General features: G+C 45.3%; 10 protein-coding genes. 9 read left to right on the top strand and 1 reads right to left on the bottom strand.

Annotated features, from left to right (window positions below; all coding sequences use genetic code 11):
* Nucleotides 1-44: 44 nt before the first annotated feature.
* From F8C82_RS13130 to F8C82_RS13095, 8 genes are all read left to right on the top strand, one after another.
* Nucleotides 45-515, top strand: coding sequence for a porin family protein (locus tag F8C82_RS13130; protein WP_151694048.1), 471 nt, complete (start codon nucleotides 45-47; stop codon nucleotides 513-515).
* Nucleotides 516-595: 80 nt separating this feature from the next.
* The gene (locus F8C82_RS13125; protein ID WP_151694047.1) at nucleotides 596-1,291 is read left to right on the top strand and encodes an SDR family oxidoreductase; all 696 of its coding nucleotides are present in this window, start codon (nucleotides 596-598) and stop codon (nucleotides 1,289-1,291) included.
* Between the two features lie 191 nt (nucleotides 1,292-1,482).
* Entirely contained in the window at nucleotides 1,483-4,866 is a 3,384-nt protein-coding gene (gene ileS, locus F8C82_RS13120; RefSeq protein WP_151694046.1) for an isoleucine--tRNA ligase, read from the top strand.
* A gap of 68 nt (nucleotides 4,867-4,934) precedes the next feature.
* Entirely contained in the window at nucleotides 4,935-5,315 is a 381-nt protein-coding gene (locus F8C82_RS13115) for a TraR/DksA family transcriptional regulator (protein ID WP_151694045.1), read from the top strand.
* A gap of 1 nt (nucleotide 5,316) precedes the next feature.
* Complete coding sequence (locus F8C82_RS13110; RefSeq protein ID WP_151694044.1) at nucleotides 5,317-5,937, top strand: lipoprotein signal peptidase; 621 nt, start codon at nucleotides 5,317-5,319, stop codon at nucleotides 5,935-5,937.
* 38 nt (nucleotides 5,938-5,975) lie between these two features.
* Nucleotides 5,976-7,613: a M28 family peptidase gene (locus F8C82_RS13105; RefSeq protein WP_170266263.1), complete on the top strand. Its 1,638-nt coding sequence runs from the start codon at nucleotides 5,976-5,978 to the stop codon at nucleotides 7,611-7,613.
* Between the two features lie 8 nt (nucleotides 7,614-7,621).
* The gene (locus tag F8C82_RS13100; RefSeq protein WP_151694042.1) at nucleotides 7,622-8,632 is read left to right on the top strand and encodes an NAD(P)H-dependent glycerol-3-phosphate dehydrogenase; all 1,011 of its coding nucleotides are present in this window, start codon (nucleotides 7,622-7,624) and stop codon (nucleotides 8,630-8,632) included.
* Nucleotides 8,633-8,634: 2 nt separating this feature from the next.
* Entirely contained in the window at nucleotides 8,635-9,183 is a 549-nt protein-coding gene (locus F8C82_RS13095; protein ID WP_151694041.1) for a GNAT family N-acetyltransferase, read from the top strand.
* A gap of 148 nt (nucleotides 9,184-9,331) precedes the next feature.
* On the opposite strand, the gene F8C82_RS13090 is transcribed toward F8C82_RS13095, so the two are convergent.
* Nucleotides 9,332-11,455 carry a T9SS type A sorting domain-containing protein gene (locus F8C82_RS13090; RefSeq protein WP_151694040.1) on the bottom strand — a complete coding sequence of 708 codons (2,124 nt, stop codon included), beginning with the start codon at nucleotides 11,453-11,455 and terminating at the stop codon, nucleotides 9,332-9,334.
* A 155-nt stretch (nucleotides 11,456-11,610) separates the two neighbouring features.
* On the opposite strand from F8C82_RS13090, the gene F8C82_RS13085 reads away from it, so the two are divergent.
* Nucleotides 11,611-13,206: a T9SS type A sorting domain-containing protein gene (locus F8C82_RS13085; RefSeq protein WP_151694039.1), complete on the top strand. Its 1,596-nt coding sequence runs from the start codon at nucleotides 11,611-11,613 to the stop codon at nucleotides 13,204-13,206.
* Nucleotides 13,207-13,213: the final 7 nt, after the last annotated feature.

Here is a 13,213-nt window from a genome sequence, read left to right as displayed (position 1 = left end):
TAATCGAACACTAATTAGACCAACAACATCCTAATTGCGAGATTATGAGAAAATCAATCATTGTTTTAGCGTGCATGCTATTCGGTAGCTTGTATTCGAATGCTCAGAGTGCGATCGGTTTACGATTTGGAGGCGGCGCAGGCGTAGGAACAGAAGTTTCATGGCAAACTCCATTTGGAGGAAACCGTTTGGAGATAGATGGAGGAATCAATTCGGGTGACAAATACAGTCGAATTGCCCTTTCTGGAGTTTACCAATGGGTGATGCCTATTCAAAACAGCTTCAAATGGTATGTAGGAGCTGGTGCTTCATTGGGAATTGAAAGCCACGACACCGACTACGACGGAAAAGGTCACGATGGATTTGGATTAGGCGCTACAGGCCAGATCGGTATTGAATACACTTTCAATATCCCACTACAGTTGAGCTTGGATATCCGTCCAAACTTCTGGCTCGTTCAAAACACGTACTTCGACATCAATACCATTGCCCTTGGTATTCGTTACGTTTACTAGATCAATGTGATTTATAATTCAACCGCCTCAGACAAACTCTGAGGCGGTTTTTTTGTTAGCAGGAAAACGAATACACACAGATGAAAGGAAAAGTAGCACTTATAACAGGAGGATCGAAAGGAATCGGTTTGGGGATTGCCCACGCCCTCCATCAACAGGGAGTTAAAATTGCGCTTACTTCACGCTCAAAGGACGCTGCAGAATCTGCGGCAAAATCTGTAGCTAGTGATGCGCTTGGTCTTGAAGCCGACGTGAGAAACAGAGCGTCTATGGATGCGGCCGTAGCAGCAACCGTTAGTGCATTTGGTCAGATTGATTATGTAATTGCGAATGCCGGACTAGGTCATTTTGCATCGATTGAAGACCTTACCGAAGAACAGTGGCACGACACCATTGACACCAACTTAACTGGGGTTTTCTACACCATCAAAGCATCCTTGGAAGAACTGAAAAAATCCAAGGGATATATCATTACCATTTCCAGCTTGGCCGGAACCAATTTCTTCCCAACCGCTTCTGCATACAATGCGAGCAAATTTGGACTAACAGGTTTCACGCAAGCCGTTATGCTCGATTTGCGCGACCATGGTATCAATGTAAGCACCATTATGCCGGGTTCAGTTGCAACGCATTTCAACAACCATGAACCTTCGGATGCGGATGCCTGGAAAATTCAACCTGAAGACATTGGAGAAATTGTCGTGGATCTGTTCAAAATGAACCCGAGAACACTTCCTAGCAAAATTGAAGTTCGCCCGAGTAGACCGAACAAATAATCGGTATTACTCCTCTTTACAACGTAAAATGGCCGACTGGTTTTCACTGTGAACTCCGGTTGGTCATTTTTGCTTTCCCACCTACTTTACTAGCTGGTCATACACTGATTGAGCAAAGGCCGCACATCGCTTCACTTTCATAGCTGCTTTTCGTACTTTCGCGCATCTAATTTTGCCGAAAGTCCTTGACGATGAGCACGAAGCCATATAAAGAATACTCACATTTAGACCTGTCCGCTGTACACCAAGAAATCTTGGCGAAGTGGAAAGAGGAAAACACCTTCGAAAAAAGCGTCTCTACCCGCGATGGAAACGAGAGCTTTGTATTCTATGAAGGTCCGCCTTCTGCCAATGGTTTGCCGGGTATTCACCACGTAATGGGTCGTACCATCAAAGACCTCTTCTGTCGTTTTAAAACACAGCAAGGGTACAAAGTTGTGCGCAAAGCAGGCTGGGACACCCACGGTCTTCCCGTTGAACTCGGCGTGGAGAAAGAGCTCGGGATCACCAAGGAAGACATCGGCAAATCCATTACGGTAGAAGAGTACAACGAAGCCTGTAGAAAGGCCGTGATGCGCTATACCGACATCTGGAACAAGCTTACCGAAGACATGGGCTATTGGGTGGATATGGAAGATCCGTACATCACCTACAAAACCAAATACATCGAATCTGTTTGGTGGTTGTTGAAGCAAATTCACAACAAAGACCTGCTCTACAAGGGATATACCATTCAGCCGTATTCGCCAAAGGCGGGAACTGGACTTTCTTCACACGAGTTGAATATGCCAGGTACCTATCGCGATGTAACCGACACGACCATTACGGCTCAATTTAAAGTGGTTGAAAGCGAGCAATCGAAAGCGCTTTTTGGCAACGATGAAACCTTCCTACTCGCTTGGACAACCACTCCGTGGACACTGCCTTCAAACACTGCCCTAACGGTAGGTCCAAAGATTGAATACAGCCTTGTACGCACTTACAACCCGTACACAGGAGATCCTATACAAGTGGTTTTGGCAACCGCTCTATTGAGCAGTTACCTGAAAGAAGATCACAAAGGAGAGGTTGCGGATTGGGATGGCAACAAGAAGAATATTCCTTGGAATGTAGTTCGCACTTTCACCGGTTCAGAATTGGTGGGCTTGAACTACGAACAACTCCTTCCATGGGCACTGCCTTTTGAAGATGCGGACAAAGCGTTTCGCGTAATTCCAGGTGATTTCGTTACCACCGAAGACGGTACGGGTATCGTTCACACCGCTCCAACCTTTGGTGCAGATGACGCCAAGGTTGCCAAAGCGGCCGGCGTTCCGGGTATGTTGATTCTCGACGAAAATGGCAACCCCGTTCCATTGGTTGACCTTCAAGGTAGATTCGTCGAAAGCGTGGGCGAGCACGGTGGCAAGTACGTGAAAAAGGAGTACTACAACGACGATGAAATGCCAGAATTGGGTGTAGATGAAGAAATCGCCATCCACCTCAAAACCGCCAACCGCGCATTTAAAGTTCAGAAATACGTTCACAGCTATCCGCACTGTTGGAGAACCGATAAACCGGTGCTTTACTATCCATTGGACAGCTGGTTCATTCGATCTACAGCCGTTAAAGATCGCTTGATTGAACTCAATAAAACCATTAACTGGAAGCCAGCAAGCACTGGAACAGGGCGCTTTGGCAACTGGTTGGAAAACTTAAACGATTGGAACCTCAGCCGTTCTCGCTTCTGGGGCATTCCACTTCCTATTTGGAGTACCGAAGAAGGCGATGAGCGCATTGTTGTAGGCTCTATGGAAGAATTGATGACCGAAATCAACAAGGCTGTTGAAGCCGGTGTCATGGAAGAGAATCCATACGCCGACTTTGAAGTGGGCAATATGGAAGAAGCAAACTACGACAAAGTAGACCTTCACCGTCCGTATGCCGATCGCATTCTTTTGGTGAGCTCTACAGGCAAACCAATGAAGCGCGAAGCCGACTTGATTGATGTGTGGTTTGACTCTGGATCAATGCCTTATGCTCAGATGCACTATCCATTTGAAAACAAAGAACGCGTTGATTCCAACGAAGTTTACCCGGCTGATTTCATCGCCGAAGGCGTAGACCAAACCAGAGGTTGGTTCTTCACCCTTCACGCAATTAGCACCATGGTATTCGATCGCATTTCATACAAGAATGTGGTAAGCAATGGATTGGTATTGGACAAAAATGGCCAGAAGATGTCCAAGCGATTGGGCAACGCCATTGATCCATTTGAAACCATGGATAAATACGGCCCAGACGCCGCACGTTGGTACATGATTACCAATGCGCAGCCATGGGACAACCTTCGATTCGATCTACAAGGTGTAGAAGAGGTACGTCGCAAGTTCTTCGGAACACTGTACAACACCTATGCATTCTTTGCACTCTATGCCAATGTTGACGGATTTACCTACAGCGAAGAGAACGTTCCTCTCACCGATCGTCCCGAAATTGACCGTTGGATTCTCTCCGAACTCAACACTCTCATTGCCGAAGTTACCGATGGCCTTGAGAACTATGAGCCCACTCGTGCATTCCGCGCAGTAGGAGATTTTGTGAACGATAAACTCAGCAACTGGTACGTGCGCTTATGTCGCCGTCGTTTCTGGAAAGGAGAAATGGGAACCGACAAACTATCGGCCTACCAAACCCTCTATACTTGTTTGGAAACCATTGCAAAATTGGGTGCGCCTTTGGCTCCGTTCTACATGGAGAAACTGTATGGCGACCTCAACGCAGCTACGGGTAAAGACAAGGCCGAGAGCGTTCACCTTTCTGACTTCCCTGTGGTGGATAGCACTGCCATTGACGCTGACCTAGAGAAGCGCATGCAGCTCGCTCAGCAATTGAGCTCCATGGTTCTCAGCTTGAGAAAGAAAGAGAAAATTCGCGTTCGCCAGCCGCTTCGCAAAGTGATGGTTCCCGTATTGAATGACGCATTCAAAGCGAGACTTTCTGCCATAGAAGGGTTAGTAGCATCTGAGGTCAATGTCAAAGAAATTGAGGCTGTAGACGAATCTGCCGGATTGTTCGTTAAGAAAGCCAAACCGAACTTCAAAACCCTCGGTCCGAAGTACGGTCAGCTTATGAAGCAAATTGCAGGCGCCGTAAACCAAATGGATTCTGCGGCTATTTCTGAAATTGAATCCACAGGTTCTAAAACACTCGAACTGGGTGGACAGGAAGTAGTCTTGGAAGCAGCCGATCTAGAAATCAGCACGGCAGACATTCCAGGTATGCTTGTTGCTTCAGAAGGCGGTGTAACCGTAGCGTTAGACATTACGCTAGACGATGAATTGACAAAAGAAGGCTTGGCTCGTGAAGTTGTCAACCGCGTTCAGAACCACAGAAAAGATTCTGGATTGGATGTAACAGATCGAATTGCCATAGAATTTTCAGGTTCTGAAGAATTGAAGCAAGCCATTGAGGCCAACGAATCGTATGTATGTTCAGAAGTCCTTGCCGAACGATGGAGCTGGTCTGAAAACAGCGAAGCCACTGAGGTAGAGATTGATGAATTCAAACTGAATATTAACATTGTGAAGGTGTAAGTGAAAAAAGCACTTTGATAAGAGGTGCAAAAAACTATATTCGCACATTCTGTTTTAATAAAGAGGCCATGAGCGACGAACCAAAAGTTAGATACTCCGATGAAGAGCTTGATGAATTCAAAGCCATCATCCAGGAGAAAATGGAAAAAGCGGTAGAAGATCTCCACATTCTTCGCGAACAATTCCAAAACAACCTTGCCAACGGTACAGAGGACACCTCTCCTCAATTCAAATCTTTTGAAGAAGGATCTGAAACCATGAGTAAGGAAACGGCTTCGCAGCTAGCTTCTCGTCAGGAAAAGTTCATTCGCGATTTGAAGAATGCTCTTATCCGAATCGAAAACAAAACGTACGGAATCTGCCGTGTTACTGGAAAGTTGATTTCTAAAGAACGCCTGCGATTGGTTCCACACGCAACGCTTAGCATCGAAGCGAAAAACAAACAGTGATTTGAAAAAATCTCTCCTCATTGTATTGGCGGTTCTCATCGCTGATCAGGCATTGAAACTTTGGGTAAAAACCACCATGGGCTACAATCACAGCGAGCCCATCACATCGTGGTTTCACATTCACTTCATTGAAAATCCAGGTATGGCATTTGGATTGGAATGGGGTGGAAATACGGGGAAAATCATTCTGAGTATCGCCCGGTTATTTGCCATTGGAGGGATTTTCATTTGGCTCAAAAGATCCATCGCTAAAAATGCAGGAAGTGTTCAACTCACAGCCATTGCCCTCATCTTTGCAGGTGCGGTTGGAAACATGATTGACTCTGCCTTTTACGGATTGATCTTCGACACGGGTCTTGTGTACAATGCCGAAATGGGAGAATGGGTCAGTTATACAGGCATATCCCAAGTAGGTGGCGGCTACACTGGATTCCTTCAAGGAAACGTAGTAGACATGCTCTACTTCCCTATTTACCGCGGCTTCTTACCCGATTGGGTGCCGTTTTGGGGTGGTGAGCACTTTGTCTTCTTCCGACCTATTTTCAATTTGGCCGACAGTGCCATTACCGTTGGGGTAATTCTCCTCCTATTCTTCCAGCGCAAAAAGAAAGTCCAAGCCTAAGAGTCCTATCTTTGTTCATGGCTTCAAAATTGAACTCCATGAAAAAGTGGCTTTTAGCAACCTTCAGTGTAGCGCTTCTATCCCCTTGTGCATTTGCTCAATCGGGCGACATTCACTCTGCACGTGCCGACCTCTATTTCCTAGCTTCCGATAGTTTGAAAGGTCGTTCTCCGGGTTCCCGTGAAATCATAGTGGCAGCCAATCACATCGTGAATGTTTTCAAGGATGCTGAACTCGCTCCACTGGGAGAAGAGAATTATTTCCAAGCCTTCCCCATTCCCATTGCAATGACCATGATGCCCGAGTCCAATCAATTGCAGATTGGAGACGCGGAATATCATCCTTCCAAAACCATTTTCCCTGTTCGCTTTTCCGAGAATGCAACAGCGAAGGGCGAAGCTGTACACGTAGGCTTCGGCATCACTGCTCCAGAACTGGAACACGACGATTACAACGAAGTGTTAGTGGAGGGTAAAATTGCCATCATCGACATCTCCTCACCTGACGGCATTCACCCCCACTCTCAGTACATGAAATATCACGGCTTGGATTATCGCATTTCGAATGCAAAGGAACACGGTGCTGTGGGCGTTGTTTTCACCCAAACCGACCGTACTGCTCAACCGCCTCAAAGCTCGTACAACTCTAGTATTCCAAGTGGACTTCCCGCATGGTTCATGGCTGATGCTAAAGACATTGTAGATGGAAGCGAAGTTTCCATAAGTGTTCAGCTCTTGCCGGCGCAAGTGATGGGCTATAATGTAATAGGTTACGCCGACCGTGGCATGGAATCCACCATCATCATTGGTGCTCACTATGACCATCTGGGCTATGGCGGAGAGAACTCTCTTTACCGCGGTGAATCCGCTATTCACAATGGCGCCGACGATAATGCCAGTGGAACGACAGGACTTCTCTACCTCGCTCGCAACGCAACGTCTATTGCACCCAATCACAACTTGCTCTTTATTGCCTTCTCAGGTGAAGAAAGAGGACTCATTGGTTCCGATTATTACTCTGAACATCCTACAGTAGACCTTTCCAAAGTAGTTGCCATGCTCAACATGGATATGATTGGACGATTGAGTGAAGATCGGGAGCTACTCATTTCTGGAACTGGAACAGCCGTAGAATGGGATGATATCATCGAAGGTGAAAACACCACATCATTGGCCATTTCATCGAGCAAGGGTGGAACAGGCGCTTCCGATCACACTTCGTTCTACCAAAAAGACATCCCTGTCTTGCACTTTTTTACGGGAACGCACGACGATTATCACAAACCGTCGGACGACCCAGATAAAATCAACTACAAAGGACTGATTGAGGTGGCCGATTACATCGAAAGGATTGCCAACGCCATTCCTGACGAACTCACCTTCCAAAAGACCAATGACGCAGAGCAGAGCACAACCCCTCGATTCAACGTTACCCTAGGTATCATTCCAGATTATATCTTTGGCGGCCCTGGGGTTAAAGTAGATGGCGTTACCGATGGAAAGCCCGCAGCCAAAGCAGGCCTCCTTCCCGATGACGTCATCACTCAACTTGGTGAATATCCCATTGCCGATATTTACGCCTACATGCGTGCGCTCGGGGCATTCAAACCCGGCGATAGCACCACAGTAAAAGTGTTGCGCGAAGAAAAAGAAATGGAGTTTGAACTCACTTTCTAAAAAGACACATGCAGAACGAAGACACAGATAAGAAACCATACATCTCCGTTATTGGTGGAGGTTCTTGGGCCACCGCCCTTGTGAAGATACTCAGTGAAACCAACGATTACGTAGGATGGTGGATGAGAGACGAGGAAAGCGTGGTACACGTTAAGCGATACCACCACAACCCAAAGTACCTCACATCCATAGAGTTACCAACAGAAAAAATCGACATCACTACCGATCTAGACCACTTGGTAGGGGAATCCGATTATTTGATCTTCGCCATACCGAGTGCCTTCTTAAAACCTTCGCTTGAGCATCTTTCTGTCCCCATCAGCGATAAGGTGATCTTTTCTGCCATCAAGGGGATTGTTCCAGATGAAAACGTCATTGTAGGCGAATTCCTGAATCAGAACTACAATGTTCCCATTGAAAACATTGGGGTGATTATGGGACCTTGTCATGCAGAAGAAGTTGCTTTGGAACGATTGAGCTATCTCACTGCAGCGAGTCAAACAAAAGAGCACGCCAAATTCATGGCCAAGTCGCTTGCTTGTGATTTCATCAAGACTTCAACCTCAGATGACATCTACGGTACTGAATATGCGGCCGTCCTTAAGAATATCTACTCGCTTGCTGCCGGTATTTGTCACGGCTTAGGCTACGGCGACAATTTTCAGGCTGTATTGGTAAGCAACGCCACCCGCGAGATGAAGAAATTCATCAAAGCCGTTCACCCTATTAAGCGTGACATTACTGGCTCTGCATATTTGGGCGACCTACTTGTTACAGCTTACTCTCAATTCAGTAGAAACCGTCTCTTTGGAACCATGATAGGCAAGGGCTACACCGTTCGTTCAGCCATGTTAGAGATGAACATGGTAGCGGAAGGATACTATGCCACCAAGCTTATCAAGAGTGTAAAGCGTGATTACGAAGTGAAGATGCCTATATCCAATGCCGTTTACAAAATCCTTTACGAAGGAAAGAACCCGCGAAAGGTTATGGCAGCCTTGGCTGAAAAGCTCTCCTAAATATGGAAATCCCCACCCTGGAAACCGATCGTCTGCGCTTACGGCCCGCTTCGTTAAAAGATGCACCGTGGATGTTCACCTTGCGTTCCAGTCCAGCCTTCATGGAATTCATGAACAGGCCATTGCTTAAGGATGTTTCTGAAGCTGAAGCATTTTTGCAAAACGTACTAGATCGCTACGCCAACGACACGGGCGTTCAATGGATACTAGAACTAAAATCTACCGGCGAACCCATTGGATATGCGGGTATGTGGCGCTGGGAAAAATCCAACAGGCTTGCTGAAGTAGGGTATGGAATGGACCTCAACTTTGTTGGCCATGGTTACATGACCGAAGCCGTCAAAGCGTGTCTCGCCTATGGCTATGAGCACATGAACATTCACAGAATGGAAGCCTATGCACGCACTTCCAACAAAGCCAGCATCCGTGTGCTCGAAAAATGCGGCTTCCATAAAGAAGGCACCCTTCGCCATTGTGTCTATTTTGAAGAGGAATTCTTCGATTTGTACTTGTTTAGTTTGCTGAGCAATGAGGCAGCAGTTGGTCAATAGCCCCACTGGATCATTATAGCTGAGTGAAACACTCATTACCCCATAGACTCTAGGCTAAACCTCTCGCCATTGACAAACCCTCGAAGCACCATAAACCTCTTAAACTCCTAAAACCCCTAAAACCTCTAAAACCCTTTAATCCAACACCCTACTCAACCACACAAATCCTATCCACCTGAACCTCACCTTGACTTCCCATCCAACGCAAGAGGTACGTGCCATTAGCAAGACTCGGAAGCTGAAGAGTTGTTTCTCCATCAAGTTCAAACGTCGTGACATTGCGCCCGCTTAGATCAAGCACCTCTACTTGCATCGGTGCATTACCAGTGAATGAATAGTGAATGACTCCCGACGTTGGGTTGGGATAAAATGTCAACCAATCTTCAGTTGTACTTCTTTCGGAAATACTAAAGCGATTGTAACTGATGCAAGAGGAGGTATCTACGCAGTTTTGATTGGTAAGAATCACGGCGTAGTTACCATTGGCTGGTGGAAGAAAACCTCGACTTGTAGCGCCGACAATGACAGCGTAGTTGTTGTCGCAATCCACCCATTGATAGGTGGTATTGGTATCCTCTTCACTGGCATACAAAGTTCCATCGAGATCAAAAACGGAAGTGTCTTGAAGTTCTAGCACCAATACTCCAACAGAGTCAATGGAGTTCGCATTGTAAGCGGTATCTAAATATGTTCCCGCCGTGCCATAGGTGTTTCCCCACCAGCTCACAGGAGTACACGCAGAAGTGGTATCATATGAAATGACAGGTCGTTCGGCGGCACCTATATCTCTGCGACCATAGATGGGGCCATTTTGTGCGTCTGAGAAATCTGTGGGGTTACCCATGTTCAAGGCCACACTTGTTGGACCCGGAAGCATCGTTGGCGTTAGCCCTCCATTCATGGCTAGTGGTTCTAAGGCTAGCGTTGTGGAATCGATATTGGTTTGGTCGCTGGCTATGGCAAATGAAGGTGAGTCGGAGAAGATGTTGTTGCCGAGGGAGTTGATGTTGGGATCTGGACTTATAGTAGGTGAACCATTATGAGTAATAATTGAACTCGAAATACTTACTGAATCCATCGGATTAGTTCCCAAATTAATGGCTTCAACATTACTTCCTCCAACATTGTTATAAATAGTTGAATTACGAATATGGAGCTCCCCATTTCGCATATTCAAAACTCCAGAGTTCTGATTGGTTTCATTTTTAGTAATGGACGTCTCATTCAACTCAAGTACAGCGCCAACAATGTGTACCGGCTCTGTCCCAGCAGATATTGACTTATTCTCGACAATACTCGAGCGATTAATGGAGCAATTAACTTCTGTAGAAAACAATGCACTTCCAATACCCGCAGAAACATTTCTATTTAATAATGAATTAGATATAAGGACATTGGAGTTAAAAACTGAAAAACTAATGAAGCGTAGTGCTCCGCCATTCCCTGATGTACTATTACCTGTGAAAACAGAATTCTCGATTATTCCTTCAAAGTCACCAAATGCACAAATTGCCCCCCCCATAGCGTAAAAATCAGGACCAATACGATTCTCTATAAAAGTGGAGTTAATCACTACAAAGTCACCTGTATTCAAATAAACGGCTCCACCGCGATCAAAAGAATGATTCTTCTTAAACGTACAGTTAGATAGGGATAATGAACTATTCCGTAGTTCAATTGCGCCCCCCCTAATATCCATGTTTCCAACTGTTGTGCTACCAGTAGAATTAGACACAAACGAAGTGTTAAATATAGTAAGAGGAGTATGTGTGCTGAAAATAGCACCTCCGTTACCACTTCCTGTAGTTCGACAATTTTCAAAAAGTGAGTTTGCAATGGTTAATAAATCAAGGTTTGACACAAAAATGGCTCCACCATTGTGATTCGTCACTGATCCATCCTGCGCATATTTCTTCGCATCAATCACCGCCAAACTATCCAGGTACACTTCCTGACCTGGGATGTTGGAAAAGTCCATGTAAAAGATCTGCGTTGAGTCGTGACCGCTGATAAACAAAGTATCACCTCCTCGAATAAGTCCAGTTATACTTAATCCATTATCAACAATAATTGGGAAATTCAAGAATAAGGTGTCGCTTCCATTATTCAACAAAGAGGCATCAAACACAATGTGATCACCACTGTTGGAGTTGAACACCTGTTGGCGCAGCGATCCCGGTCCAGAGTCATTGAGATTGGTAACCGTCAACGTGGTTTGGGAAAGGGATGAAATTGAAAGACAGAAGAGAAGAATGGCGATGAGAGACTTCATATAAAAAGATTACTGAAACACGCTTACAAAGCTAAGAAGGCTTGAAGAATTCTCTTAAAAAAAGGTGTTATGTGAAATATTCAAATTTTAACATGTCTTTTCAAAATTAGAACTAATTTGCGCACCAAATATCACTAAACCCTAAAAGGTATTTCATGGTCTCTCGCTCTTATCCATGGCATGTTTTTAGTTTTTTCGTTTCATCCTTGATTTCCACCATCGCTTTTAGCCAAAACGCACCTGGTGGTGTAGATGGTCAAAGCCTATGGCATGCACAGACTAACTTACCATCCACCATTGGAAATCACCACACATTCAATCTACTCGATTTAGAAAACGAAGAAGATCTCGTAAATCTGCAAGGTGCATCAACACTTTTTTTTGTACTAAAACCCAAGTCGCTTTCCCAGACGGGAGGTGAATTTATGGGCATCGGAGATATTCGAATTTTCGACGACCACATACAGTTTGGAAGAGTTTCCAGTCCTATTCGTTTTACGGAGGATGTTCCGGCCATCGTAACGATAGAGACTGTAGCTTCTCAACGTTATGCCCGACAATCGAGGGCTCCACTTACCGTGGGCGACACGTCATTGTTTGAGATAGCTGAACTCGTGATTTACCCTAAAAGTCTCTCAAGAGAAGAGCGGAGAAAAGTAAACTCCTACCTCGCCTTGAAGTACTCTATTACCGTAACCCATAATGAGGATGAGATTTGGAGGGATTATTTACGTGCCGATAATTACACCTATTGGAATCGTCAAATAGACGGATCACATCACGTTCGCGTATTAGGTGTTGGTCGCTTAGATCAACAGCAGTTTCTTCAAACTCAAACCATCACCACAAGAGGGCCTCAAGTACTGGTCGCCTTAGATGAAGTGAAGTCCATTGGTACTCAACCTAATGTGGAAATCGAAGACGATGCCTTTATCATTCTTTCCGAAAGCAAACAGCAGCGTTCACAGCGATTGTCTTGCTCAAGTGGCGGACATCATCCACTTTCACAGTGGAAACTTCAACTTCAAAATTGGAATTCCACCGCACATCAATTAATCGTTCGCATTCCTCTTCACGAAAAATCGGATGAAAACGATTCGCTATTTCTAACCGACGGCAGTTCGTTCCTTTATTTGCCCAAGAACGTTTTACTTGCCGATGAAGAGTATCAGATACCCTTGATTCTACTGGAAAACTATCGTCACTATTACTTTACAACTAAGAGTATTCGTGACTGCGATCGTTTTACCGCCGAAGTGACGAACAATGAATTAACCGTATCCCTCTCTTCGGAAGAGGAGGAAAAGTTATTTGTAGAAGTTCAGGACATGTCGAATGGTTCAAGCATTCGCAAACCTTATGAAAATCATCCTGTTTCCAACGTATTAGGAGAAGGACAATATCTAGTAAAAATTGTAGATGAGAATGGCAATATGATCTCTTCTAAGGTCATCGCTAATACTTCCTCCACAGAAGCCCCCTTTCAAATCGCGAAGCCTACCATTCGACTCTTTCCTGACCCTGCATCAAGAGGTCAGCGCACCACCTTGTCTGTTCAGGATATAACAGGTGACCATCCTTTAAAATTGACCTTATCCGATATGCAAGGTCACGTATTGGAAATCGAAGATTTACCCTTTGCTTCTAGCTTCGATTGGAAATTTGACGCTCCTGAAGTGCCGGGAATCTACACCCTTTCACTCTACAGTGGTGAAATCACTTACACTGTAAAACTCATCGTTGCTCAATAAAACGCTC

The organism is Phaeocystidibacter marisrubri (assembly GCF_008933165.1).
Classification (GTDB): Bacteria; Bacteroidota; Bacteroidia; order Flavobacteriales; family Schleiferiaceae; genus Phaeocystidibacter; species Phaeocystidibacter marisrubri.
This window is presented reverse-complemented; position numbering and strand designations above follow the sequence as displayed.